This window comes from Aquimarina sp. AD1 (assembly GCF_003443695.1).
GTDB classification, from domain to species: Bacteria; Bacteroidota; Bacteroidia; order Flavobacteriales; family Flavobacteriaceae; genus Aquimarina; species Aquimarina latercula.
In genome coordinates this window covers 5,018,417-5,045,200 of the sequence record NZ_CP031966.1, presented here as the reverse complement: position 1 = coordinate 5,045,200, position 26,784 = coordinate 5,018,417, and the positions used below count along the sequence as shown (strand labels likewise).

Below are 26,784 nucleotides of genomic sequence, written 5' to 3'. Positions count from 1 at the left end.
TACGATCCATATCAAAAATGTATATTTGCCTAAATTTTTTTGAATGTCAGAAAAAATAACGCCATACAAAGATAAAAACACGACCAAAAAACAACAGGTTACAGAAATGTTTGATACTATTTCTGGTAATTATGATGGTCTTAATAGAGTGATTTCTTTTGGAATTGATGTAAAGTGGCGTAAAAAGGTTGTAAAAATAGTTGCAGACACAAAACCAAACAGCATTCTAGATGTTGCAACCGGAACCGGAGATTTGGCTATAAACTTAGCTAAAACAGGTGCTTCAGAAATTATCGGATTAGACATCTCCGCAGGAATGCTGGAAGTTGGAAAAGATAAAATAAAGGCAAAAAAATTAGATAAGACAATCTCTATGGTCAAAGGAGATGGAGAGAGCTTACCGTATGATAATGATTATTTCGATGCAATTACTGTAGCTTTTGGCGTAAGAAATTTTGAAGATTTAGATCAAGGTCTATCAGAGATATACAGAGTTTTAAAACCTGGAGGGATTTTCGTTGTTTTAGAAACCTCTGTACCCACCAAAACACCTTATAAACAAGGATATAAACTACATACTTCTTTGATTTTACCATTAATTGGGAAGATCTTTTCTAAAGACAGATCTGCATATTCATATCTTAGCGAAAGTGCGGCAGCTTTTCCTTATGGAGATGCTTTCAACAATATTTTGAGAAAAATTGGGTTTATAGAAGTCGAGGATAATCCGCAAACTTTTGGTGTTGCCACAATTTATACAGCCACAAAATAATATGAAAAGAGTTTTTATAGCAATAGCTGTTATCGTTTGTACTCAGAATGTGAGTGCACAATTGTTTTCTAAAGAACGAGTTAGAAATCTTCAAAATTATGATAAACCTAGATTAAGTTGGGGGTATATCCTTGGGTTTAATAGTTATGATTTTAATTTTGATTATAAAGCTACACCAGAAGGAGAAGAACCTTTATTGGATGGTGATATTCAGGTAGCAAAATCTATAGGTTTTAATGTAGGATTATTGGGTAATATGAGAATCAATGATTACCTAGATCTTAGACTAGAACCTCAGGTATCTTTTGTACGAAGAGACCTTACCTTTACCGGACCAGATTTTGAAGATTCTCAAAGGTTTAGAGAAGTAACATCAACCTATGTACACATTCCTCTTTTATTAAAAATATCTACCAAAAGACTTAATAATTTTAAACCTTTTATTGTTGGAGGAGTATCTACTTCTATAAACTTATCTAGTAATGAAGATAACCCCGACGATAATAGTGTAGGACAATTTAGAACTAAAACGAATACTAATTATTTCGAACTTGGATTTGGAATAGACTTTTACATGTTCTATTTCAAATTTACACCTTCTATTAGAGGAGTATTCGCTATGTCTGATGAGTTAGTAGCTGATAACGACCCTAATAGCCCTTACACTGCTGCTATTGATAAAATGTCGTCAAGAGGACTTTTTATTAATTTCACTTTCCAGTAGTTTTTAAATTCGTCTAAATTCATTTAGAATAATTGCAGTTGCAGTAGCTACATTAAGACTCTCTGTTACTGGAGTAGTTCCAAATCTCGGTATTGAAATCCTTTCGTTCACCAATTGTTCTATATCAGAAGAAATACCGTTCGCTTCATTTCCCATAACAATAATTCCTTTTTCAGGTAATTGTTCGCCATAAATCGTATTGCCATCCATAAAAGTACCGTACACCGGTATTTCTCCTCTTCTAGAAATCAAAAAATGCTCCAGATTCGTATAAACAATATTAACTCTTGTTACAGATCCCATTGTTGCCTGAATGACCTTTGGATTAAAACAGTCAACTGTTTGCTCTGAACAAACCAAATCTGTTATACCAAACCAATCACACAGCCTTATAATTGTTCCTAAATTTCCTGGATCTCTAACATCATCTAATGCTAAAACTAGCCCATTATTCGTCACCGATTGAGCTTCTGGAATATAAAATATAGCTACTGCAAATTGCGGAGTCGTCAGAAAGCTGATGCTTTTAAGCTCAGTTTCTGTAACTATGAAAACTTTTTCTGAATTTAATTTAAAATAAGAAGCATCTAAAGCAAAAAGCGAATGAAGCTTTAAATCAGCTTCTAACAACTCATTAATTACCTTTTTACCTTCTGCAACAAATAATCCATGTTGTTTTCGGTACTTTTTTTGATGTAAACTATTTATTAATTTCTTTTGGTTTTTGCTAACCATACAAATAATGTATTTTTGACACAATAATGAATCTCGATTGAAACACCTGCTCACAAAAATAGTATTTGTTGTAATATCTACAATTTTTTTAATTTCTTGTAATGCGATTAAAAGAGTGCCAGAGGAAGAATACCTGTTGACTAAAAATGAAATTTTTGTTGACAGCACTAAAACCAACGACTCTAAATTATACAATCAGCTTTATCAAAAACCTAATTCTAAACTTGCTTGGACTCCTTTTAGACTTCATCTTTATAATCTTGCTAAAGTAAACCCTGACTCTTCATATCAAAATTGGTTACATAATAAACCAAATAGAGAACGAAGATTAAATAACTTTTTATCTAAAAAACAAGTTAATCGACTGGGTGTAGCGTATACAGGAATTAATAACTGGCTAAAAAAAGCAGGAGAGACTCCAACTATAATCGATGAATCTAAAGCAAAACGATCTGTAAAAAGACTACAATCTTATTACTGGAATAATGGTTGGTTTAATGTAAAAACAGACTACAAAATAAACTTGAACGAAGATCAAAGAGCCTCTGTATCATATTACATCCAACCTTCTAAGCCCTATTTTATTGATTCTCTAAACACTAAAATAGAGTCTAAAGCTGCTGATTCTATATATAAACTACATCAAAACAAATCTAACATAGTAACCGGAAAACAATACCGAACTTTAGACATCGAATCAGAAAGAGAAAGACTTACTAGTTTATATAGAAATTCTGGATTGTATAATTTCGAAAAAGAATACATCAAATTCGATGCAGACACTGTCAATACTGACCAAAAAATACAACTTAATTTACTGATCAAAAACAGACAAATTAAAGAAGGCGAAGAAACTAAGAGACTGCCTTTTAAAGTTCACAAAATAAGCAAAGTAAACGTATTCACAGACTATTCTTATCAAAACAGAAACGCAATACCTAAAGACAGTGTTTCTTATAACGGATATAATATTTACAGTTATGACAAACTTAGATATACGCGTAAAGCAATAACAAATTCTATTTTAATTACACCTGGAGAGATTTTTAAAGATAAAGACAGAACTCTTACTTATAACCAGATCAACAATCTTAAAACTTTTAAATACCCAAATATAAGATACAGTATTGACCCCGATAACCCCGAAGGAACTGACCTTATCGCAAGTGTTTTACTTACACCAAGAAAAAAATATAGTACCAATGTAGAATTTGATGTATCTACTTCTAATATCCAAGTGTTTGGAATTGGATTTAGCGGTTCTTTCTTAATACGAAACGTATTTGGAGGAGCAGAAATTTTTGAAATCTCTGCAAGAGGTAGTGTCGGTTCTTCTAAGGATCCAGTAGATCCAAATGGACAGTTCTTTGATATCTCGGAGATTGGAGTAGATCTTAAACTATCATTTCCTAAAATAATTTTTCCTATCCAAACAAGAAAAATTATTCCAAAATACATGTCGCCGACTACGAACTTGATTTTTGGTATCAATTCACAACAAAACATTGGACTTGACAAACAAAATGCTTCTGGTATATTTAACTATCAATGGAAACCTAGCACCAAGCTTACTAATCAAATTGACTTAGTAAACGTTCAATATGTTCGTAACCTTAATACGGGTAATTATTTTAATGTTTACTCTAATTCTTTTAACAGACTTAATAATATTGCAACAGAAGTATTAGATTCTAATTCACCCTTCTTCGATCCAGATAACACAAGTGAAAACATCTTATCAATTCCATCTGGGGCAAATAGTTTTATAGCACAATCGCTAGGAACAGCACCTGATAGTGATTTAACTACAGATCAATTACAAGAAATTAGTAATATTAATGAACGAAAAGAGCGATTAACCGAGGATAACCTAATTTTTGCATCTAGTTATACATATTTAAAAAATAACAGAGAAAATCTTTATGATGAAAACTTTTCAAGATTCAGAGCAAAAATAGAATTCGCTGGTAATGTCCTAAATACTGTTTCTAATCTAGCTGGTCTAAAAGAAAATTCACGTGATCGTTTTGAAGTATTTGGTGTTGAATTTTCACAGTATGCTAAGACAGAACTAGATTATATCAAACATTGGGATCTTGGAAGAAAAAGAGTATTAGCTTTTAGAGCATTCGGTGGAATTGCATTACCCTTTGGTAATGCAAATAGCATCCCTTTTGCTCGAAGTTTTTTTGGCGGTGGTCCTAATGATAATAGAGCTTGGCTTCCATATGACCTAGGCCCAGGAAGTAGTGGTGGCAGAAATGAGTTTAACGAAGCTAATATGAAAATTGCGTTAAATTTAGAATACAGATATAATATTTTAGGTTCTCTTAACGGAGCATTTTTTGTAGATGCTGGTAATATCTGGAATGTTTTAGACAGTGTAGAAGAAGAAGATGCTGTATTTTCTAGTTGGGATGATATTCAAGAAATCTCTGTGGGTAGTGGCTTAGGACTTCGATATGATTTTGACTTCTTTGTAGTTAGATTGGATTTAGGTTTCAAAACATTTAATCCTGCTAGAATAGAGGACCGACGATGGTTTAAAGGATATAATTTTTCGGAAGGTGTATACAATGTTGGAATCAATTATCCTTTCTAAAAACAATCATCGTTTTTCATTCTTAAATATAAAATTCATTCCGTATTATTTTACTATTTTTGTAGGCTTATTAACTAAAAGTAAATTATGAGTCACAACATCAAACCAGGAGTTGCAACAGGAGACGAAGTACAGGCTATTTTCAATTATGCCAAAGAAAAAGCATTTGCCTTACCAGCAGTAAACGTAATTGGATCCAATTCTATTAATGCAGTATTAGAAACTGCTGCAGAATTAAACTCGCCTGTAATTATTCAGTTCTCCAATGGAGGAGCTCAATTTAACGCAGGAAAAGGACTTTCTAATGAAGACCAAAAAGCTGCAATTGCAGGAGCAACTGCAGGAGCCAGACATGTGCACCTAATGGCAGAAGCTTATGGAGTACCTGTTATTTTGCATACTGACCACTGTGCAAAAAAACTACTTCCTTGGATAGACGGATTATTAGATGCCGGAGAAGCATTTTATAAAGAAACAGGAAAACCTCTTTATAGTTCTCATATGATAGATTTATCAGAAGAACCTATTGAAGAAAATATAGAAATCTGTAAGGAATACCTTGCTCGAATGAGTAAAATAGGTATGACTCTAGAAATAGAACTTGGTATTACAGGAGGAGAAGAAGATGGTGTTGACAATAGTGATGTAGATGATTCTAAATTATACACACAACCAGAAGAAGTTGCATATGCTTATGAAGAATTAAGTAAAGTAAGTGATAAATTTACAGTGGCAGCAGCTTTTGGTAACGTACACGGAGTATACAAACCTGGTAATGTAAAATTAACTCCAAAAATCCTTAAAAATTCTCAAGAGTTTATTTCAGAAAAATATGGTGTAGAACATAACCACATTGACTTTGTATTTCACGGAGGAAGCGGTTCTACTCTAGAAGAAATTAGAGAATCTATAGGATATGGAGTTATCAAAATGAATATTGACACTGATCTTCAATTTGCATTTTGCGAAGGTATTAGAGATTATATGACTGGTAAGATCGATTATCTTAAGACTCAGATTGGTAATCCTGATGGAGCTGATGAGCCGAATAAGAAATATTATGATCCTAGAAAATGGTTAAGAGAAGGAGAAATCACTTTTAAAAACCGACTTAAAAAGGCTTTTGAAGATTTAAATAATGTAAACACATTATAATTAAGATAGAAAACCAAGCTGAAACTCTAAACAAGAAAGAGTTTCAGCTTTTTTAATACAAATAATTTATGGCTTGGTTTAAGAGAACTCAAAAAGGTATACAGACTGCTACTGAGGATAAAAAGGATGTTCCAAAAGGACTCTGGTATAAATCTCCTACAGGAAAAATAGTAGATGCAGAACAACTAGAGAAAAACTTTTATGTAAGTCCGGAAGACGGATATCACGTAAGAATAGGTAGTAAAGAATATTTCGAAATTCTATTTGACGACAACAAGTTTAAAGAATTAGACAAAAATCTAACCTCTAAAGATCCTCTTAAATTCGAAGACAAAAAGAAATACACCGATCGTCTTAAGGATGCTCAAGAAAAAACAAGTTTAAAAGATGCTGTAAGAACTGCCGTTGGAAAATCAAATGGTAATGATTTAGTAATCGCTTGTATGGATTTTTCATTCATAGGAGGTTCTATGGGTAGTGTAGTTGGAGAAAAAATAGCAAGAGCCGCTGATTATGCACTTAAGCATAAAATTCCGTTTATGATTATTTCTAAATCTGGAGGAGCTCGTATGATGGAAGCTGCATTATCATTAATGCAGTTAGCAAAGACTTCTGCTAGACTTGCCCAATTAGCTGATGCAGGAATCCCATATATATCACTATGTACAGATCCAACAACTGGAGGTACTACCGCATCCTTTGCAATGCTTGGTGATATTAACATTGCGGAACCAGGTGCACTGATTGGTTTTGCTGGACCAAGAGTAGTTAGAGACACTACGGGAAAAGAACTTCCTGAAGGTTTCCAAACTGCAGAATTTTTAAAAGAACACGGATTTTTGGACTTCATTAGTCCTAGACAAAATCTTAAAGAAAAAATCAACTTATATCTAGATTTAATTCTAAATAGACCTTTATCTTCTAATTAGATATCAGATTTTTAAAAAAAAGTATTAAAAAACCCGGTTATACCGGGTTTTTTAATACTTTTTTAGATTATAAGACAACATCAAAAAAAAGCGTCTTCTAAATAGAAAACGCTTCTTTAACTGCCTAAAACAAATATTTACAATAATATTTCCCTTTCTTCACCTTCAGAATTTGTAAATACTGCAGCGTTATCACAAGATCCATCACCGTAATTCAAAGATCCATTATATGTAGTTCTTACCAATTCCACTACTCCACTTACCAAAAACCTACAACTAGCTTCTCTTCTTAACGGAGTAGAAATGGTTGTACTATGAACATTACCATTTGCTAAATTAGTTTGCCAATCACCAGTAATTAAGAAAACGTTATCTCCCCAGTTACCATTAAAAGCACCTTCGATCCATTCACGAGTTTTCGACCCGGTCCTAGATGCCTGAGTACCATCCACAAAAGTTACCTTAAAATCAAAACTCATTGTATATTGTGGATTACCATTCTCATTAGATTTAAGTCTAGTAATTGTTCTAGATCCTGCAAATTGTACATTATCAATGAAGAAATCCTCCAAGCTGTAATTAATCAATAAAGACAGGGCATCTGTATCTAGTTCATATGACATCAAAATCTTTCCTTTTACAATATGACCACTTCTTACCTCACATCCTTCCGTTCCAAAATCTATTGTCACATTTTTTGTAGTATCCGTTAATTCTATGGTCACCGTAGCACAATCAGGTAAAAAACGATTTATATTACTTTTTGCTAAACTCTCCTCATCTTCAAAACCTTGTAATGTGAGATCACTAAGTACTTCAGAACCATCATCAATTGTTGCTGTTAATGTAGCCTCTTCACGATCGATTTCATCTACAGATAATTGATCCGTTGCTTCTTCATTATTACACCCTACTAAAACCACCGTAAAGAATGCAATAAAACCAAATTTTAAAATGTTGTTCTTCATTATCTTAATTTTTAATGTTACCCCTCTAGGACTTAATTATTTACAAAAGGTTTAATCAAACATGTTTTTTTTCATAAGAAGCAATTCTAATATAAAAAATACTATATTTGCACGCTGATAGCAGAATGCTATTTATACATAAAAATCATTTAAAATAATATTGGAATGTATTTAACAAAAGAAACAAAAGAAGAAATCTTCGCAAAACACGGAAAAGGTAAAAATGACACCGGTTCTGCAGAAGGACAAATTGCATTATTTACGCACAGAATTACTCATTTAACTGAGCACTTAAAAAACAACCGTAAGGATTTTAACACTGAACGTTCGTTAGTAAAGTTAGTAGGTAAGCGTAGAGATCTTTTAGACTATCTTGTTAAGAAAGATATTATGAGATATCGTGCAATTGTAAAAGAATTAGGATTAAGAAAATAATCAAAAAAGAGAGGCAGTACGCCTCTCTTTTTAATTATATTCATTTCTAATAGAATACGTTTAAATTAAAAAACGTTTTGATCAAGAGATGATCAAAACGATGCCTTAGTTTTTCATTGGTCGCGCAACTACACAACAACAACACAACCTTGTCCGTCCGAGTAAGACGGAAACCAATGTTTAATGAAACCTTTGATATTTGAAGTATCTAATTAACTGACGATATATAGGGTTAGAATCAAAAAAAATATGATTCCAAAAGTTTATAGAGAGGTCATTGATCTAGGAGATGGAAGAGAAATTAGCCTAGAGACCGGAAAATTAGCAAAACAGGCGCACGGATCTGTAGTTGTTCAATCAGGAAAATGTATGTTATTGTGTACTGTAGTTTCTAACTACAAAGCTGCAGATGTAGATTTCCTTCCTTTAACAGTAGATTATAGAGAAAAATTTGCTGCTGCAGGTCGTTATCCTGGTGGCTTTTTCAAAAGAGAAGCTAGACCAAGTGACGGAGAAGTGTTAACAATGAGATTAGTTGACCGTGTATTACGCCCTTTATTCCCTAAAGATTATCATTCTGAAACTCAGGTAATGATCCAATTAATGTCTCATGACGAAGATGTTATGCCAGATGCCATGGCAGGATTAGCAGCCTCTGCTGCAATACAGTTATCAGATTTTCCTTTTGAATGTGCTATTTCTGAAGCAAGAGTAGGACGTATTAACGGTGAGTTTATTATCAACCCAACAAGAGCTCAATTAGAAGAATCCGATATTGATATGATGATCGGTGCATCAGCTGACTCTGTAATGATGGTTGAAGGAGAGATGGATGAAATCTCTGAAGAAGAAATGACTGAGGCTATTAAATTTGCTCACGAGGCTATAAAAATTCAATGTGCTGCTCAAGAAAGATTAGCAGAAGCTTTCGGAAGAAAAGAAGTTCGTGAATATGAGCCAGAAAGAAATGATGAAGAGTTAGCTAAGAAAATTCATGATATGGCATATGACAAAGTATATGCTGTAGCAAAACAAGGTTCTTCTAAACATGAAAGAGGAGCTGCTTTTGCTGAAATCAAAGAAGAGATAAAAGCTACTTTCTCTGAAGAAGAGTTAGAAGATTTCGGAGATTTAGTATCTAAATATTATTCGAAAGCAGAAAAAGCTGCTGTTCGTGATTTAACACTTAATGAAGGATTACGTCTTGATGGTAGAAAAACCACTGAGATTAGACCAATTTGGTGTGAAGTAGATTATTTACCTTCTACACACGGATCGTCTATATTTACAAGAGGAGAAACTCAAGCACTGGCAACAGTAACTTTAGGAACATCTAGAGAAGCTAATCAAATAGATATGCCATCATATGAAGGAGAAGAAACATTCTATCTTCATTATAACTTCCCTCCTTTCTCAACTGGTGAAGCAAGACCTATACGAGGTACTTCTAGAAGAGAAGTTGGACACGGTAATTTAGCACAACGAGCTCTTAAAGGTATGATTCCTAATGATTGTCCATATACAGTTAGAGTTGTTTCTGAAGTATTAGAATCTAACGGTTCTTCTTCTATGGCGACTGTATGTTCTGGTACAATGGCATTAATGGATGCTGGTGTACAACTTAAAAAACCAGTTTCTGGTATTGCAATGGGACTAATATCTGATGCTGATTCTGGAAATTACGCAGTATTATCAGATATCTTAGGTGATGAAGATCATTTAGGAGATATGGACTTTAAAGTTACAGGAACAGCTGATGGTATTACGGCTTGTCAAATGGATATTAAAGTAAAAGGTTTAAGTTATGAAATCTTAGTAAACGCTTTAAATCAAGCACGTGATGGGCGTCTTCATATACTTGAAAAACTTACCGATACGATCGAGACACCAAATAACGATGTTAAGGCACACGCACCAAAAATGGTTACCAGAACAATCCCTGGAGAATACATTGGAGCACTTATCGGACCTGGTGGAAAAGTAATTCAAGAATTACAAAAAACTACAGGTACTACTATTGTAATCAATGAAGATCCTGTTACAGAAGAAGGAATTGTAGAAATTCTAGGAACTGGACAAGAAGGAATTGAAGCAGTATTAGCTAAAATTGATTCTATTACTTTTAAGCCACAAGTTGGAAGTGTATACGAAGTAAAAGTAGTTAAAATGCTAGATTTTGGTGCTGTTGTAGAATATACAGAAGCTCCTGGTAACGAAGTACTACTTCATGTTTCTGAATTAGCTTGGGAACGAACTGAAAATGTAAGTGATGTAGTAAACATGGGGGACGTTATGGATGTAAAATATTTCGGTATTGATTCTAGAACTCGTAAAGAAAAAGTTTCTAGAAAAGCTTTATTACCTAGACCTCCAAGACCTGAAGGTAGCAAATCTAGGGATGATAAGCCAAGAGGTGATAGAAAACCAAGAAATAATGATAAAAAAGAGAATTAACACACTCTCTTTATGACACTTAAAAAACGCCTTCAAATTATGAAGGCGTTTTTGTTTTTTCATAAATTATATTGGTTTTACGAAAATGAACAGTATATTTGTATTGGTTGACCAAATTGGTTGACCAATTTTAAACAAAAAAAGTAAAGCCCTAGATTATGAAAAACAATTATTTGAAGGTGTTTACCTTCTTATTAGTATTGATCACTTCTTACAATCACACCTACTCTCAGATTGTAAACAACAATTCAGAATTACAAACAGCTATTACCAATGCTAGTGCCGGAACTACCATAACATTAGCAAACGGCACTTGGACCGATGTACAAATCAACATCAATAAGAATGGTACCGAAACAAATCCTGTTACTATCCAAGCAGAAACTCCAGGATCAGTTTTTTTTGAAGGCAACTCACGCGTAAGTATGGGTGGTTCTTATATTATTTTTGAAGGGGTTGTTTTTCAAAACCCATCTAATTTAGACGTAAATGGTAGTACTATTGAACCTGTTATAGAACTCAGAGACTCTAGCAATAATGAATGTGATAATTGTACTATTACAAATATTAAAATAGACAACTACAATGGAACCGCAGCTCAAGAGCTATTGACGTTTAAATGGATCATTGTTTATGGGCAATACAATGAAATAAGCTTTTGCTCATTCGAAGGAAAATATGGTATAGGAAGTATAATAAATGATAATAGAAATGCCACTTCTACCGAATTTGCGGAGCCAGATTTTACAAAAATACATCATAATTACTTTGCTGATCGAACGCCTGTTGGTGTGGTAAATGATCTAAATGATCAGGATGCTATTAGAATAGGAAATAGTAGTACTTCATTACATCCTTCAAATACTGAAGTATATGATAATCTATTTTACAATTGGTCTGGAGAAGTCGAAATCATTTCTAATAAAAGTGGTGAGAATAAGTACTACAACAATACTTTTAGAGATTATCAGGGAACTCTAACACTACGACACGGCGATGATTGCGAAGTTTATAACAATTTCTTTTTTGCTGAAAACAATCTTTTTTCAGGTGGTATTCGTGTAATCGGAGAAGGACATAAAATATACAACAATTATATTGAAGGAGTAAATTCTGAAAAACCTGACGGAGGGAATACCAAAACTGCAGGAGCTATTAATGTCAGTAATGGACAAGAAAATTCACCGCTTAATCGTTATTTCCAAGTTAAAGATGCAATTATAGTAAATAATACTTTTGTTAATTGTGATTATGGGTTTAGAATTGGGACTAGCGTAAGTAGCAATCCAGTGTTAACCTTAGCACCAGAAAATTTAGTGATTGCTAACAATATTATGATTAATACAGAAGAAAGTGCGGTTGATGAACAAACAGCTCCAATAGGTTCTTCCATATATCAAGGGAATATTACTCAAAATGGAGCTTGGGATCTTACTACAGGAACTAATAACAATCAAGTTGTTACTAATGGACTTTTAGAAAATGGGACTTTGTATTATGAATTAGGAAGTAATAGTCCAGCTATTGACGCTGCTGTTGGAAGCTATCCTTTTGTGACTACCGATATCTTAGGCGGAAATCGATCCGGAAATCTTGATGCAGGTGCTGAAGAATTCAATTCAGGTGGTTCTCGTATTCCATATACCACTGCCGATGTAGGTGTTTCAATTGGTTTTGGTGGAACCGGTATTGACACTCCTAGATTAACCACAAATACTATATCTATAAATGTAGCAAGAAGTTCAGGAAATACTTTGTTTGATATTGATGCTAATGTAGATTGGACAATTACCGATAATGCGGATTGGTTAACTCTTGACATAACCTCCGGAAGCAACTCGGCAATAATTACAGCTAATTTCACAGAAAACACCTCATCTGCTCAACGTACGGCTACTATTACTATTAGTGAGGTAGCTGGAGGAAGTGATTTAACTACTATGTTGACCATAATACAGTCTAATATATTTTCGGAAGAAATTACAATTGTAGATGCAACTGCTATAGGAACTGAACCAGGAAAACCTAATGTAGGACCTCAATTTGCTTGGGATAATAATGTAACCGAAGCAGAATATTGGACGGGAGATGCCAATACAGAACCAGAGGTTTCTATAACTTTCGATCTGTCTTGTATAAGAGTTCTAAGTGAAATAGGAATTCATGTGCTAAAAGCTGATGAAAGAACTATTAATTTTGACATTGCAGTATCGGATGACCAAACAGGTCCATTTGCCAGCATATTAACGGGTCAAGATAGTATGATTGAAACAGGTGCGGAAAATACAGAACAATTTTTTAACCTTAATAATGCAACAGGGAGATATGTAAAATTTACTTCTAACGGAAATAGCACTGGTTCTGGATTTGCAAGTATTGTAGAAGTTAACATCTATGGTGATACCACCTGTGATGCTACACTAGGAGTAGATGACAATCTTCTTTCTTCTAAAGGTATTTTATTATATCCCATCCCTGCAAAAAACCAACCTATTGTAATCGAATCCAACACGATAATTGGAAAAGTAGAAGTATTTGACTTACACGGAAGGCTAATGTTGAAAAAAGAAATTGACAGTAATATTGGTCAATTAGAAATTAGTAATCTTAGCACAGGGACTTACATTGCTAAAATACAAGGAGCTTATGGTCGTTTTATAATTCAATAATCATAAATAACAAACAAAATAAACGCCTTTAATACATGAAATTAAAGGTGTTTATGTTTTTAATAAAGAAAAACTAACTCAATTAAATTTATACTGAAAAACAACATTTCCGCTATAGGTTGTGTTTATAGAATTAAAATTTACAAAGGGACTTAAACCAAAAGCAAACCTTTTAGCCGGATAAAACAATAATTTAGTATTTATAGGAATTCCTAGAACATTCTTTTGATCTGTAGTACCACTTTTTGTTGTAATTTTATGATGATATAGACCTATCCCAATGTTACCTTCTATTTTGAGCCATCTTGTTAATTCTAGTTCCCTTCCATATAATAAATTAACTCCGTAAAAACCCTGTAACTCTGGATCATCTCCAAAGTTTATAATTACCAATTCGGTTCCCGTTTCTAAGTGAAAAGAAAAAATATTTTTCTTATATGACATAGAAACAAGACCATTAACAGTTATTCCGCTATGATCATATAAATCATTATTCTGGGGTTTAGAATGATATATTCCAAAACCTGACTGTATAGATCTAAATTTGAATTTATTGTTTTCTAAAGAGGTGTTACCTTGTTGACTCAAAGTAATTATTGACAATAACATCGCTATCGTAGTGATAAAAAATCTTCTCATAATAAGAATGTTTAAAATTGTTTAGTTATTCAAACATAAAAGCTATTTATCTACTACAGTTGTCAAAAACACAAGGGTAAAAACATATCTTTGTGATTAACACAACCAAAACATTACATCATAAAAAAACCTTCTAAAAATTATTAAAAGGTCTTTTAATACTAGTTAAATAGATTAATTCAAAAGAGTCTTCCCAAAACAACTCCAAACTGTAATCCATATACACTTTTTACTCCATTTAGATTACCATATGCAGAAAGTTCTACACCTACTACCCTAGTAAAGGTATATCTTAAAGATATTTTAGAAAATCCTCCAAAAATTATTTTCTTATTCTCCTTACTTCTCATATAATCCAGTGATGGACCTGACCCATCACCTGGAAAACAAAAACCAAAACCACAAGATGACGCTGGAGAATACTTAGCAGTATATTCATAATCCTCACTATATATAATAGAAGGACCACCCATTATAAATATGCTAAGGGATCTTGTTTTATTAAGGGCAAAAGACTTAAACACGTTAGGTGATAAAGAATATAATCTATTATCTCTTTTACTATTATAAGTAAATCTTTTTTCAATTCCGGAGGGTAATTCAGTACCTTCAAAATTTTCAATTTCTGTAACTGGAGGAATTCCTTTAGTACTTTCTGCTGTATAAGCTGATCTTGTAAAATCAAAGCCATAACCCCATCCATTCTTCCGCTCGAACAATACACCTGCATAAATATCTAATTCATTACTCTCGTCACTTACAATCGTACTGAACCCATTTGTGAAAGCAATCGGCTTTTTATCAGTTCTTATATCTTGACCATGACAATATTTAGAGATACACAGTAGCAAAAGGAATAATTTAATTAATCTTTTCATTATAAAAATTTTATTGTTTAGTGATTCAAACATATTATTTATCAATCAACTGCTATTGTCAATAACACAAGCCCAAAATTTTGTTTTTGCGATAATCACAATGCAAGAGTCATTCACTCATCAGGACTAAGTAAAATTATGCATGCAAATGCAACATGCTTTTGAGGGGAAACAGTCTTATTTTGTGGATACAAGTCAAATCCATAAGGAGGAAGTGACTAAAAATTATATTTCATTCTAGCAATTTGTATTATTTCTGTATCCAAAATAACTTCAAATATTTCAAGTGAGTCATTTTACAACCAATATCCAGTGGCTTAGATCATTAAAAAACACTACTATTTTTGTGGTAATCGCAATAATACATCACTAAATAAAAACAAGCACCTTCTGTATGAAGGTGCCTATTCTTTATTATAATTATCAGTTCCTATAAACTTCCCAAATACTTTAAATGAGACAAATGGGATTTTACACCTCCCAGATATGATGTCTGATTAGGAATGATATTATTAGTAATCAAAATATTATATAAAACCTTATTTAGTTCCGGATAATAGACATGATGAATATGAGGAAATAGATGATGTGCAATATGATTATTAAATCCTCCAAATATGAAATTCGCTATTTTACTAAAAGGATAAAAGTCGTTAGAACTTTTTATCTGATTCATTAACCAAGATGTTTTTATAAAACCAAAGTTATCCGTTTTAGGATACATCACTCCTTTAATATGATGTGTCATAAAAAAGGTAAATAATAAAAATAAAGACTGTATCAAATGCATCATCATAAACCCCAAAAGAATCACATACCATTCGTGGTCAGTCAAAAACAATGGTAGTACAATTAAGTACGATATATAAAAAAGCTTTTGACACCAAAAAGAAATTTTATAGCGTTGAGTTCTTCTCTTTCCTGTGATAGTTTTTCTAAAAAATATTTTAAAATCTTTTATAAATATCCAGAATAATGAATAGGTAGTATATAAAATTGGAGCATACCAATGCTGATACTTATGAAACCATCTCAAAGAACTTCCGGGAACCACCCTAATAAGATCAGTTATCTCCAAATCTGTATCATACCCTTCTACATTTGGTGCATGATGATGCGAATGCACATGTCTATCTTTCCAAGCTTCTGCATGAGCACCAACCATTGTATAAAGTAATACAAAACAACTATGATTTAGTTTTTTACTTTTAAAAATTGTATTGTGAGAAAAATCATGAGCAAAATTAAAAGCGAATAACAATGCAACTAAACCAAATAACACATAAGTCGCTATTAATAGAGATGGATTACTTATAGCATAAAGACTTATATATACCATAATAGTTAGAATCATATAAACAAAACCTTTAAAGATGATCCTTTTTTTAAATCGATTCGGGCAGAAATTTAATTTCCTATCAATCTCCTTCTGAATGAAGAGAAATAGTTCTTTGTGAGACGGATTATATACATGTTTAGATTTCATAAGACATAGTTTTAAATTCTAATTGTGTTCCCATTTTCTTCAGGAATCTAAAATGTGATCGCAACGCTTGACTATATGACATTTCCATATATACGATACCATACTTCTTTGCAACCTCTCTAAATATTGGCAGTAATTTTATGTAATGTATGTGACATATATTAGGCAATAGATGATGTAATGCATGTGCATTAAAACCACCTAACGTCCAATTTAAAAAAGTACTATTTACATTATAATCAACAGAAGTACACATCTGTAACTTGGGCCAACTCATAGCAAGCTTTCCTTTAGAATCAGGTTGTGGATGTACTACATAATCCGACAAATGCGATACTCCTAACACTCCGGTAAATAGTATAGATACTAAGAAATGATTTAATAAAAAAGCTACAAAAATATATTCCCATGCAAACGGTAATACAATCCCTGGAATGATAATCATATACGTGATATAAGCAATCTTAAAAAAAATAAGTTTAAAAATCTCCCAAGTAGGAATCTTGATCTTTATCGTTCTACTCGATCTATTAAAAATCATTAAGAATTCTCTAAACAAAAACCAATTCAAAGAATAAAACAGATACAAAAAAGGAACATATAAATACTGAAATCTATGATACCATTGTAAATTTTGTTCCGTTGTCATTCGTACTAAAGGATTATTGAGAACATCAATGTCGCTTCCTTCTATATTGGTATACAAATGATGAGACTCATTATGGTTTTTACCCCACACATATGCATTGTTCCCTTGCAGGTTAAAACTTAATTGAAATAGAAGTTTATTCCAGAATTTACTTTTTACAGCTACTCCATGCGCAGCATCATGAGAGACATTAAATGCATTTAATAATACTGATATTCCCAAACCAATGTAAAACACAAAGAATGCCCCTAAATCAGATGAAATGAGCATCAAAAAATAAAACAAAAATACTAGCGAAAAATACATCACTATCTTAAAAACCATCTTTCTGTTTCCTGTTTTATCGATCTGGTTACTTTCAAAATAATTTCTAATTCGTTCATTGAGTTCCTTATAAAAATCAGAACCCTCATCTTTAGAAAACTTTATTTTTTTCATAATTATTTCTTTAAAAATTAGACATACCAATAGTGGCGTGATGATCAAAGGCTATCGCTTTGATATCTCGATTATATTGTAGATATGATATTAATTACTCAGAATTCACACAGAACTAAAGACTTGTCCTGTGCTCATATTATAAATTTAAATCTTACTTTTTCTTTCTAGAAGTAAGATCTTTAAAAACTCCTAGTTGTACTTTTCCTGTTTTCGACAAAAAAATTAATAATTGTTGCTTACTAGAACGCACATTTATTTTTTGAGTCCGCCAATGCTTAATAAACGAAAATATTGAAGTAACTCTATTACAAGATGAAACGCTAAAAATCCCATCTCTTAGCGTACCTTTTATATATTTATTAATCTTTTGAGTTTCTGATTTCATTAAACTAATCTTCAGGGTTCTATCATCCAGTAGTCTAATGCGTGTATATAATTTTTCTTTTACTGGAATAAGACCAACCAAGTCTCCAGTAAGTACATAAAAAGCTTCGAATCCATAATCCCCTTCGATGCTTAAGTTGCTAGTGATATTCATAATTAAGATGTTTTTGTTTTCACTTTTTTCTTAGAAAATTGCCAGTTGATAAAAGGTAGAGAACGTCTTTCATTTTTGTTCCACAATCCTATTTGAATTCCTCTAAAATTGTCTGCTTTATTTAAAATTCCGATCTGGATCCCTTCATATTTAGAATGAGTAGTAGTATCATGATTTGATAAACCAATCTGGATTCCCTTATAATCATTAGAAGTATTAAATATGCCTAATTGCATTCCTCTACCAAAACGCTCAATATCATTAAACGCTCCTATTTGAACACCTAAATAACTATAAGCATAGTTACCTGATAAAGCTATCGATGCTCCTAATCCGTGATAAACTTCATTTCCTAATAACGCAATCGATATCCCATTTTGTTCTTCTATAGAATTTGCAATTCCACCAATTGCTATTCCATTCATAACCTGTAAATATTGCCCTATAAAAGCACCAGATATCCCATGAACGGTAATTTCTCCAAGACTGCCTCCAGAAAAATTAATCCCATATACCTTTTCTAAAAGATCGTCATCATTAGGTCCTCCAGAAAGATATGATTTTGGTGCAATTGGATAAAGAATTCCTAAACCCGGCGCTTCCAATTTCATACCATATGTTCTTGTTAAGGTAGTATCTCCTAGCAAGTCTTTTGGAGCAACTCCTAGTGAAAGTCCTATTATATCTGTGTTTTTAGAATGATAGGTCCAAGCTCCAACATATTTCTTACGTTGCTGACTAAAAGAAGACAGAGAAATCAATAATACTAATGTTATTACAATGCTATTCTTCATTTTTCTTGTTTTTAAAAATTCAACAAGTCAAAACTATTGTGATAATTACAAGACCAAAAGTGATAAATGCGAATAGAAATTTATTTTTTTGCGATTATCACAAAACATAAAGAGCTTATTTTCTTATTTGCGAAAAAAGTGATAATCACAAGCTGATGTTTTATTATTTGCGAAAAACGCAAAATTAACTTATTTTTCTACGTTACTTTTCCACTTCGGAACATCATCAATCTTATTAAAATCAAAAAATGATACAGGAAAACTTCTTAGAACTTATAAAAAAACAAATCAATTCTAAAAATTCTCTTATTGATGAAGTAGCTACCGCATTAGACATTAGTTATGATGCTGCTCACAGAAGAATCAGTAAAAAAAGTAAATTATCATTAGAAGAAGGAGTTACATTAGCTAAATACTTCAGTTTATCAATAGATCAGCTATTCTCTAGTGAAGATGAACATATAGTGGCTGTAAAAAAGACAGCTCCTGTTCAGGATATGGAAAGTCTTCTTGCCTATTATGAAAATTCATATAACTCCTTATCACCTCTTATAAACAATAAGGATGTGGAAATGATTTATTCTGCTAAGGATTTGCCTATTTTTTATACATCTGACGACAATTTGCTTTCTAAATTTAAAATGTATGTCTGGTTAAAAATAATGGATTCTGATCTTGGTGATGTTAGATTTACGGGGTTTAATCCGTCTTTATCACTTTTAGAAGCTGCAAAACGCTTAGGTAATATGTACAACGACCTAAACTCTGTAGAGATATGGGATATTACCACTATAAATAGTACATTAAAACAAATACACTTTTATTTTGAATCGAATTCACTTAGTTCTAAGGATGCCTTAGAAATATGTGATGACCTTCAGAAATTGATTCAAAGAATTTCTAAAAAAATAATTGATCAAAAAGATAACTTTAAATTCTATTATAATGAGTTATTACTAATGAACAATCGTGTATTAGTAAAAACACCTACCGAAACATCATTATATGTTCCTTTCACTATCCTTTCATATTATAGAACCAATGATGTGATTACCTGTAATCAAGCAGAACATTTTTTGAATATACAAATGGATGGTTCTAAACTTTTAAGCACGGCTGGCGAAAAGGAAAGAAATCTATTTTTTAATAAAATGTATAAAAAAATAGATGCACTCCGATCCCTTATAGCAGCTAAAAATGTATTAGAATTCGAATAAAACTGTAAATATTTAGGTTCTCATGCGACCAAAAATTAAAGTCATTTTATATAATACAATAAGGCTTTGAAAAAATAATTTTACTTTTTTGTAACATTTTCGTAACAACATACGTATAATAAATAAAAAGCAAAGCCCTAAAGTATTCACTAATAAAATTTCAAGGATAACATAGATGAGACAACTTAAGATTACGAAGCAGGTAACGAATCGTGAGACTGCATCGCTGGACAAGTATTTGCAAGAAATAGGAAAAGTAGATCTTATTACTGCAGATGAAGAGGTAGAATTAGCTCAGCGAATAAAAGCTGGAGATGAGAGAGCCCTTGAAAAATTAACCAAAGCGAATTTGCGATTTGTTGTATCTGTTGCAAAACAATATCAAAATCAAGGACTTACTTTACCAGATTTAATAAATGAAGGTAATTTAGGTTTGATTAAAGCGGCTAAACGTTTTGATGAAACAAGAGGTTTTAAGTTCATTTCGTATGCAGTATGGTGGATTCGTCAATCTATCTTACAAGCTTTAGCCGAACAGTCTCGTATTGTTCGTTTACCATTGAACAAGATTGGTTCTATTAACAAAATTAATAAAACATACGCTTTTCTAGAGCAATCTCACGAACGTCCACCAAGTGCCGAAGAGATTGCGAAAGAACTTGATATGACTATTAATGACGTAAAAGAGTCTATGAAAAACTCTGGCCGTCATGTAAGTATGGATGCTCCTTTAGTAGAAGGAGAAGATTCTAATCTTTATGATGTATTAAATTCTGGAGAATCTCCAAATCCTGATAGATCATTATTACACGAATCACTTCGTACCGAGATTGAAAGAGCTCTAGAAACACTTACACCAAGGGAAGCTGATGTAATCCGTTTATACTTCGGTCTTGGAGATCAACATCCTATGACACTAGAAGAAATTGGAGAAACTTTTGACCTAACACGTGAGCGTGTTCGTCAAATTAAAGAAAAAGCTATTCGTAGATTAAAACATACATCTCGTAGTAAAATATTAAAAACTTATTTAGGATAACTTTTTATTTCCTAAATTGCGATTACAAACAGTTTATAACATAACTGTTCGTTTTTTGATTGATGAATGACCTCCGGCTGATTACCGGAGGTTTTTTCATGTAAATATCTTATTGAAAATTTAAAAAAAATATTTCCCCACTTTCTTAAAATTAAAAAAAGAGTATCTTTAAGAAAGATTCGTATCAAATGTGGCAAACTATTAGTTATGTAAGTACTGTTGATCCTTCATTAAATGATGATGATATGGAAAAATTATTTGAGTTTGTTAAATTGAAAAACAATGATCTCGAAATTACTGGCATTCTAATGTATTCTGATGGAAATTTTCTACAAGTTTTAGAAGGAAAGAAAGATGTAATTGACTCTTTATTCAATAAAATAAAACAGGATTCTAGACATTATAATATCATAAAAATCTTTGATCGAGCTATTGTTAATCCTTGTTTTTCTAAGTATCATTCTAATTTCACAGTTGTAGGGGAATCCTATGATCACAGTGAATTTCAGACTTTTCTAAGAGTAGAGAAATCTTATAACCCAGATAATTATAAAAGCATTTCTTATCTAGCTAATAAATTTATGAAACTTTCTTAAACAATTTCTATTACTTAAGGATCGTATAAGAAAAATAACAAGTTTTATAAACAAAAGTTAAAAAATAAATTTAACAGAAAAATTCCCTTTAAAAAATGTAACTTTAAGATATAACCCAATCATTATGTTGTATACCATTTCTTATGTAAGTACATCTGCAGAACTTTCCGATTTTCAAATCAATGAGCTATTGCACATAACAAAATTAAAAAATGAAGACCTCGGTATCACTGGCATTTTAATGTACTCTGATCAAAACTTTTTCCAAATTATTGAAGGGCAAAAAAAAGTCATCAAATGTCTTTATCAAAAAATAGAAAAAGATATACGTCACTTTAATCTAATTAGAATATTAGATAGATCCATTAACATTCCATCATTTACCAGTTTTCAAAGTACATATACTATAGTAAATCGAGAAAAGGATTATTCGGATTTACAGCAATTTTTAGAAATAGAAAAAATTTACAACCCCAAAAACTTCAAAAATATATCATATCTAGTCAATAAATTTATGAAGCTTACCTGATAATATACTCTGGTAATCAACTTCACCCCATTGAAGTATTAAATATTTTTTTTAAAGATTAGGGATAACTCCCTATAATTAAAGTTAAATTTAATAAACACTATTTCAATTATGTGGCAGACCATAAGTTATGTTAGTACCGCTAGCCGATTCTTAACCAACTCTGATGTTAATGAACTATTCGAGTACGTAAAGGTTAATAATAACAGTTTAAAAATCACTGGAATTCTGATGTATTCTGATGGTAATTTTTTTCAAATTCTTGAAGGCGAAAAAAAACTTATACACGATTTGTTTAAAAAAATACTACTCGATTCTCGACATTATGATATCATCAAAATTTTTGATCATGAAATGACTAAACCTTCATTCTCAAAATACAACTCCAACTTTTCGACAATTAATAAAAGGTCAGAACATTCAGAATTACAGCAGTTCTTAGAAAAAGAAAAATCTAATAATCCCGAAACTTTTAAAAGCATATCTTATTTAACAAATAAATTTATGCAGCTTTCTTAGTCTGGATTTCAAAACTTTAATAGTATTTTTGCGGAAAACAACACAATTTTATGTCTTCAAAATTAATTGCCCCTTCCGTACTAGCTGCTGATTTTGCTAACTTACAGCGTGATGTAGAAATGATCAACAACAGTGATGCCGATTGGTTTCATATTGATATTATGGATGGAGTTTTTGTCCCGAACATCTCTTTTGGGATGCCAGTATTAAGAGATATTGCAAAACATGCAACAAAAACTATTGATGTACATTTAATGATTGTTGATCCAGACAGGTATATAAAAACCTTTGCGGATTTAGGAAGTAATATACTTACCGTTCATTATGAAGCTTGCACACACCTTCACAGAACGTTACAAGCTATAAAAGCTGAAGGAATGAAAGCCGGTGTCGCAATAAATCCACATACCAATGTAAGCTTACTAGAAGATACTATCAAAGATATTGATTTAGTATGTATTATGAGCGTAAACCCTGGTTTTGGTGGACAGTCATTTATAGAAAATACTTACAAAAAAGTAAAACAACTTAAAGAAATCATTGATCGTAATAATGCACAAACAATGATCGAAATAGATGGAGGTGTGACGAACAAAAATGCTAAACAACTTATAGAAGCAGGTGCTGATGTTCTTGTAGCTGGAAGTTATGTATTTAAAAGTGAAGATCCAATCCAAACCATTACAGGATTGAAAGAAATGATTGCTTAATGAAACATTATGATCTTATAGTAATTGGTGGTGGTCCAATAGGTATTGCCTGTGGACTAGAAGCGAAAAAAAATGGGTTAAATTATCTCATTATTGAAAAGGGGCCAATAGTAAATTCTCTTTTTAACTACCCAATTAATATGCAGTTTTTTTCTTCTTCAGAAAAACTAGAGATCGATGGAATTCCTTTTATAAGTAATGAAGCTAAACCTAAAAGAAATGAAGCTTTAGAATATTATCGAAGAATTGTAACTTCTAATGATATAAATATTCATCTTTTTGAAAAAGTAAATACCGTAAAGAAAGAGAATAAAACGTTTTTTATAGACACCGAAAAACAGAACTATACAGCAAATCAAGTTATTGTTGCAACTGGTTTTTATGATATTCCTAATACAATTAATGTTCCGGGAGAAGATTTACCAAAAGTATCTCACTATTATAAGGATCCCCATTTTTTTGCAAAACAAAAATTAGTCGTTGTTGGTGCTAGTAATTCTGCGGTGGATGCCGCTTTAGAGTGCTATCGGAAAGGTGCTGATGTAACCATGATTGTACGATCACCAGAAATCGGAAATAGAGTAAAATACTGGGTAAAACCTGATATTGAAAATAGGATTTCCGAAGGGAGTATTAATGTCTTTTTTAATAGTACGGTAAACGAAATATTGCCTCAACATATCATTATAAATACACCCGAAGAAAAAGTTCGTATCGAAAATGATTATGTCTTAGCATTAACAGGATATACTCCAAATTTTGATTTTCTACAGAAAATTGGAATCCAGCTTTCTGATGATGAGAAAAAACATCCTAAATATGATGACCAAACTATGGAATCAAACATTAGTGGATTATATTTAGCTGGTGTTATCTGTGGAGGAATGGATACTCATGTTTGGTTTATAGAAAACTCCAGAATACATGCAAAAACTATTATAAAACATATCATTTCTAATCAATCAAGTGTTTCATAAAGATCCTATAATTACTTTTAAAAGAAGGTCTGAAAAATGGTATAGTGACCTTCAAAGTTATAGTACTGAAAAATTGTATCACAAACCATTAACCAATCAATGGTGCCTTGCAGAATTATACGATCATATTATTCGCGTAGCAAAAACATATCAGCTCCCCAATTTTCAAAAATGTATTGAGGGTGATATTAAAAAAGGAAAAAGAAAAAACAGTATTGCCTACCTAATATTTGATTTAAGTATCGTTCCTTCTCGCACTATAAAAATGGAATCTTTTCCTGCCAAAATTGTATCAGATTTCACTCCTGAAGTTTTAGAAAGAGAAGCTTTAGAAAATAAATTCAAAGAATTCATCGCAGAAACGTTATCTAAAGAACCGTTAATCAAACATTCTGATAAATCTTTAAAACATCACCACCCATTCTTTGGGATGATCAATGCTTCAGAATGGTTTTCTCTTATAGAAATACATATGAGACATCATGAACGCCAAAAGAAGCGATTAGAGGCAATAACAAATAAAAAAGCTCTCTGATTTAGAGAGCTTTTTTATTTGTTATTACTTTAATTTATATAATAAATTAATCGTTTGATAGGATACTTAAGATATACCAAAACAATAGCATTAGAGAAGCAAACAATCCTAGAGAAGCACCCACATATTGATCTTCTGAGTATTTATGTACCATATTAGAAGTTTGATACAAGATGGAACCAGATGCCAATACTACCATCCCTACACTAAACCATAATCCAAGATTAAATCCAAATAATAATCCAGCAATAATAAGTCCTAATGCTATAAAGAAACCAATTGTCAACATAGATTTTAAGAAAGAAAAATCTTTTTTAGTTAACAATACCACTCCTGATAGTCCTGTAAACAATGCTAACGTTAATATCGCAGCTTGATTTAATATATTAGCTCCTCCATTCTCTGCAATCATCATTGCTATTCCTATTAAAGGAATAAAAATAAAAGCCTCTGCTACTACATAAAGAAGCAGTCCTAAATACTGCTTATTGATATCATGTGTTTTGTGAGCCATTTTCTCGGCATAATTTGTTGCCAACATAAAACCTCCTAACATGATCATCCATCTCCATCCTTGTGTCATTGAAAATGCAAAATTTACCAAAGGTTCAATCTGAAAAAACACCCATTCTACAATCACAAACAACAATACTGCCATTGCCAAATGCGTATAAGTCTTTTTATAAAAAGCAACTCTTTTTTCATCAGTAAGTGAACTTACTACAGGTGCTACTTGCTGAAACTCTTCCATATTATTCATTTTAGATTTAACTGTTTAGTTAGATAAATATAGTTTTATCATTTAATATAAGTATCATAGTGTTGTAAAATGTTACCTTCATTTTCTGTGTTTTTTCAATAAAAACGAATAGACACCTGAAAAACAAATAATTACAAACCTATCTATAGGTGATTACACTAATTAAACACCAGCATTTAAACTTTAAAATATTTGAAATTTAGCATCCGACTTACATACGTATAAATATCAGGAAATTGCTTCTTTAGCTTTTCTGGAGATTCCATAAAAACTTCTACTAGTACTGCAATAAATTCGAATTTATCGGTAAATGCATACTCTCTTAATATCTTGGAATCAATAATTTTATTACGTAATTCTACAGAAGACAAGTGTTTTTCTAGTTCTAAAAAAGTATCATGAAATATCTCTGAGCTAATATTGTTACTCTTTAATGAACAGTAATGAATCGCATGTGTAATTTCGTGTATTCCAAGATTAATTCCATCTTCTTGATGTAAGTTTCCAATAGTAAAATGTTCCCAAGATAATGCCAATGCCTTAGATCTTGGATTAAACTCACCATTGTTTTCTGTTTTATTAAGTATCGAATAATAACTAGATGGATATAAGATAATGGTCTCCACATATTCTAATAAATAATTACGCATCCCAAAGGTTAATTGAATAACCATTATCGCAATTTGCATACGCTTATCATCATCGACAATCAGTCCCTCTCTTCCAACAAACTTCGTTGTTTCCAAAAACCTCATAATACGATGCTCAAAATACTTTTTTCTTCGTTTATCTAATTGGTTATAAAACGTATTAGTAATTAAAAAAGATACTAGATTTGGAGGTAATTTTTTATAATTCAAATAAAAATGCACAAAAAAAGGCTTCTTATACCTCTTAGCATAAACTGTTTCCAAATATCGAGAGATATAATAAATACATATGGAGACAATACCAATTGTCAATAGGACTCCCAAAAATTTTGGAATCCCTGGTTGAGGCACCTCCTGAGGGGATATTATATATAATAAGTAAAA

At 31.8% G+C, this 26,784-nt stretch carries 26 protein-coding genes; 16 read left to right on the top strand and 10 right to left on the bottom strand.

All coding sequences use genetic code 11. From position 1 onward, the window contains the following. Window positions 1–43 precede the first annotated feature (43 nt). Together ubiE and D1815_RS21725 are read left to right on the top strand one after the other, a co-directional pair. Window positions 44–772 (top strand): bifunctional demethylmenaquinone methyltransferase/2-methoxy-6-polyprenyl-1,4-benzoquinol methylase UbiE, encoded by a 729-nt coding sequence (gene ubiE, locus D1815_RS21730; RefSeq protein WP_027395731.1) that lies wholly within the window; start codon window positions 44–46, stop codon window positions 770–772. Between the two features lies 1 nt (window position 773). Further along, window positions 774–1,496 carry a porin family protein gene (locus D1815_RS21725; protein ID WP_027395732.1) on the top strand — a complete coding sequence of 241 codons (723 nt, stop codon included), beginning with the start codon at window positions 774–776 and terminating at the stop codon, window positions 1,494–1,496. A 3-nt stretch (window positions 1,497–1,499) separates the two neighbouring features. Here D1815_RS21725 and D1815_RS21720 read toward each other — a convergent pair whose 3' ends face one another. Further along, window positions 1,500–2,231, bottom strand: coding sequence for an RNA methyltransferase (locus D1815_RS21720; protein ID WP_118389403.1), 732 nt, complete (start codon window positions 2,229–2,231; stop codon window positions 1,500–1,502). A 37-nt stretch (window positions 2,232–2,268) separates the two neighbouring features. Between D1815_RS21720 and D1815_RS21715 the strand changes: the two genes are divergently transcribed. The 3 genes from D1815_RS21715 (at window position 2,269) to accD (ending at window position 6,917) form a co-directional block, all read left to right on the top strand. Continuing rightward, complete coding sequence (locus D1815_RS21715) at window positions 2,269–4,833, top strand: BamA/TamA family outer membrane protein (protein ID WP_118389401.1); 2,565 nt, start codon at window positions 2,269–2,271, stop codon at window positions 4,831–4,833. Window positions 4,834–4,920: 87 nt separating this feature from the next. Continuing rightward, window positions 4,921–5,988, top strand: coding sequence for a class II fructose-bisphosphate aldolase (gene fbaA / locus D1815_RS21710; RefSeq protein WP_027395735.1), 1,068 nt, complete (start codon window positions 4,921–4,923; stop codon window positions 5,986–5,988). A 68-nt stretch (window positions 5,989–6,056) separates the two neighbouring features. Beyond that, window positions 6,057–6,917 (top strand): acetyl-CoA carboxylase, carboxyltransferase subunit beta, encoded by an 861-nt coding sequence (gene accD, locus D1815_RS21705; RefSeq protein ID WP_027395736.1) that lies wholly within the window; start codon window positions 6,057–6,059, stop codon window positions 6,915–6,917. A gap of 137 nt (window positions 6,918–7,054) precedes the next feature. Here accD and D1815_RS21700 read toward each other — a convergent pair whose 3' ends face one another. Beyond that, window positions 7,055–7,885, bottom strand: a complete 831-nt coding sequence (locus tag D1815_RS21700; protein WP_118389399.1) for a hypothetical protein — start codon at window positions 7,883–7,885, stop codon at window positions 7,055–7,057. A gap of 165 nt (window positions 7,886–8,050) precedes the next feature. Here D1815_RS21700 and rpsO point away from each other — a divergent pair, with 165 nt between their 5' ends. The 3 genes from rpsO (at window position 8,051) to D1815_RS21685 (ending at window position 13,443) form a co-directional block, all read left to right on the top strand. After that, entirely contained in the window at window positions 8,051–8,320 is a 270-nt protein-coding gene (rpsO, locus tag D1815_RS21695) for a 30S ribosomal protein S15 (RefSeq protein WP_027395738.1), read from the top strand. A 249-nt stretch (window positions 8,321–8,569) separates the two neighbouring features. Continuing rightward, on the top strand, window positions 8,570–10,774 hold the full coding sequence (locus tag D1815_RS21690) for a polyribonucleotide nucleotidyltransferase (RefSeq protein ID WP_118389397.1): 2,205 nt from the start codon (window positions 8,570–8,572) through the stop codon (window positions 10,772–10,774). 158 nt (window positions 10,775–10,932) lie between these two features. Beyond that, a complete protein-coding gene (locus D1815_RS21685) occupies window positions 10,933–13,443 on the top strand; it encodes a chondroitinase-B domain-containing protein (RefSeq protein ID WP_118389395.1) in 2,511 nt (836 codons plus the stop codon). Between the two features lie 78 nt (window positions 13,444–13,521). Here D1815_RS21685 and D1815_RS21680 read toward each other — a convergent pair whose 3' ends face one another. The 6 genes from D1815_RS21680 to D1815_RS21655 all read right to left on the bottom strand — a co-directional run bounded on the left by D1815_RS21680 (window position 13,522) and on the right by D1815_RS21655 (window position 18,868). Then, window positions 13,522–14,082 (bottom strand): hypothetical protein, encoded by a 561-nt coding sequence (locus D1815_RS21680; RefSeq protein ID WP_027395741.1) that lies wholly within the window; start codon window positions 14,080–14,082, stop codon window positions 13,522–13,524. A 179-nt stretch (window positions 14,083–14,261) separates the two neighbouring features. Next, complete coding sequence (locus tag D1815_RS21675; protein ID WP_118389393.1) at window positions 14,262–14,960, bottom strand: hypothetical protein; 699 nt, start codon at window positions 14,958–14,960, stop codon at window positions 14,262–14,264. A 430-nt stretch (window positions 14,961–15,390) separates the two neighbouring features. Beyond that, complete coding sequence (locus D1815_RS21670; RefSeq protein ID WP_027395743.1) at window positions 15,391–16,446, bottom strand: fatty acid desaturase; 1,056 nt, start codon at window positions 16,444–16,446, stop codon at window positions 15,391–15,393. Beyond that, the gene (locus D1815_RS21665; protein ID WP_027395744.1) at window positions 16,436–17,533 is read right to left on the bottom strand and encodes an acyl-CoA desaturase; all 1,098 of its coding nucleotides are present in this window, start codon (window positions 17,531–17,533) and stop codon (window positions 16,436–16,438) included. The genes D1815_RS21670 and D1815_RS21665 overlap by 11 nt, the downstream gene beginning before the upstream one ends. 154 nt (window positions 17,534–17,687) lie before the next feature. Further along, window positions 17,688–18,074 (bottom strand): hypothetical protein, encoded by a 387-nt coding sequence (locus D1815_RS21660; protein WP_118389391.1) that lies wholly within the window; start codon window positions 18,072–18,074, stop codon window positions 17,688–17,690. Between the two features lie 2 nt (window positions 18,075–18,076). Beyond that, the gene (locus tag D1815_RS21655) at window positions 18,077–18,868 is read right to left on the bottom strand and encodes an LA_2272 family surface repeat-containing protein (protein WP_118389389.1); all 792 of its coding nucleotides are present in this window, start codon (window positions 18,866–18,868) and stop codon (window positions 18,077–18,079) included. Between the two features lie 248 nt (window positions 18,869–19,116). Here D1815_RS21655 and D1815_RS21650 point away from each other — a divergent pair, with 248 nt between their 5' ends. The 8 genes from D1815_RS21650 (at window position 19,117) to D1815_RS21615 (ending at window position 24,990) form a co-directional block, all read left to right on the top strand. Then, on the top strand, window positions 19,117–20,085 hold the full coding sequence (locus D1815_RS21650) for a hypothetical protein (protein ID WP_027395747.1): 969 nt from the start codon (window positions 19,117–19,119) through the stop codon (window positions 20,083–20,085). A gap of 175 nt (window positions 20,086–20,260) precedes the next feature. After that, window positions 20,261–21,124, top strand: coding sequence for an RNA polymerase sigma factor RpoD/SigA (locus D1815_RS21645; protein ID WP_027395748.1), 864 nt, complete (start codon window positions 20,261–20,263; stop codon window positions 21,122–21,124). A 188-nt stretch (window positions 21,125–21,312) separates the two neighbouring features. Then, on the top strand, window positions 21,313–21,720 hold the full coding sequence (locus tag D1815_RS21640; protein WP_118389387.1) for a BLUF domain-containing protein: 408 nt from the start codon (window positions 21,313–21,315) through the stop codon (window positions 21,718–21,720). Window positions 21,721–21,844: 124 nt separating this feature from the next. Then, a complete protein-coding gene (locus D1815_RS21635; RefSeq protein WP_118389385.1) occupies window positions 21,845–22,249 on the top strand; it encodes a BLUF domain-containing protein in 405 nt (134 codons plus the stop codon). A 111-nt stretch (window positions 22,250–22,360) separates the two neighbouring features. Next, window positions 22,361–22,768 carry a BLUF domain-containing protein gene (locus D1815_RS21630; RefSeq protein ID WP_118389383.1) on the top strand — a complete coding sequence of 136 codons (408 nt, stop codon included), beginning with the start codon at window positions 22,361–22,363 and terminating at the stop codon, window positions 22,766–22,768. A gap of 50 nt (window positions 22,769–22,818) precedes the next feature. Further along, window positions 22,819–23,478, top strand: coding sequence for a ribulose-phosphate 3-epimerase (gene rpe, locus D1815_RS21625; RefSeq protein ID WP_027395749.1), 660 nt, complete (start codon window positions 22,819–22,821; stop codon window positions 23,476–23,478). After that, window positions 23,478–24,455: a YpdA family putative bacillithiol disulfide reductase gene (locus tag D1815_RS21620; protein ID WP_118389381.1), complete on the top strand. Its 978-nt coding sequence runs from the start codon at window positions 23,478–23,480 to the stop codon at window positions 24,453–24,455. The genes rpe and D1815_RS21620 overlap by 1 nt, the downstream gene beginning before the upstream one ends. Next, window positions 24,445–24,990 (top strand): hypothetical protein, encoded by a 546-nt coding sequence (locus D1815_RS21615; RefSeq protein WP_118389379.1) that lies wholly within the window; start codon window positions 24,445–24,447, stop codon window positions 24,988–24,990. Before D1815_RS21620 ends, D1815_RS21615 begins: the two co-directional genes overlap by 11 nt. A gap of 46 nt (window positions 24,991–25,036) precedes the next feature. Here the strand turns inward: D1815_RS21615 and D1815_RS21610 are convergent, their stop codons facing one another. After that, entirely contained in the window at window positions 25,037–25,741 is a 705-nt protein-coding gene (locus tag D1815_RS21610; RefSeq protein ID WP_027395752.1) for a Bax inhibitor-1 family protein, read from the bottom strand. A 185-nt stretch (window positions 25,742–25,926) separates the two neighbouring features. Then, entirely contained in the window at window positions 25,927–26,664 is a 738-nt protein-coding gene (locus D1815_RS21605; protein WP_158594456.1) for a zinc-dependent peptidase, read from the bottom strand. Between the last annotated feature and the right edge of the window lie 120 nt (window positions 26,665–26,784).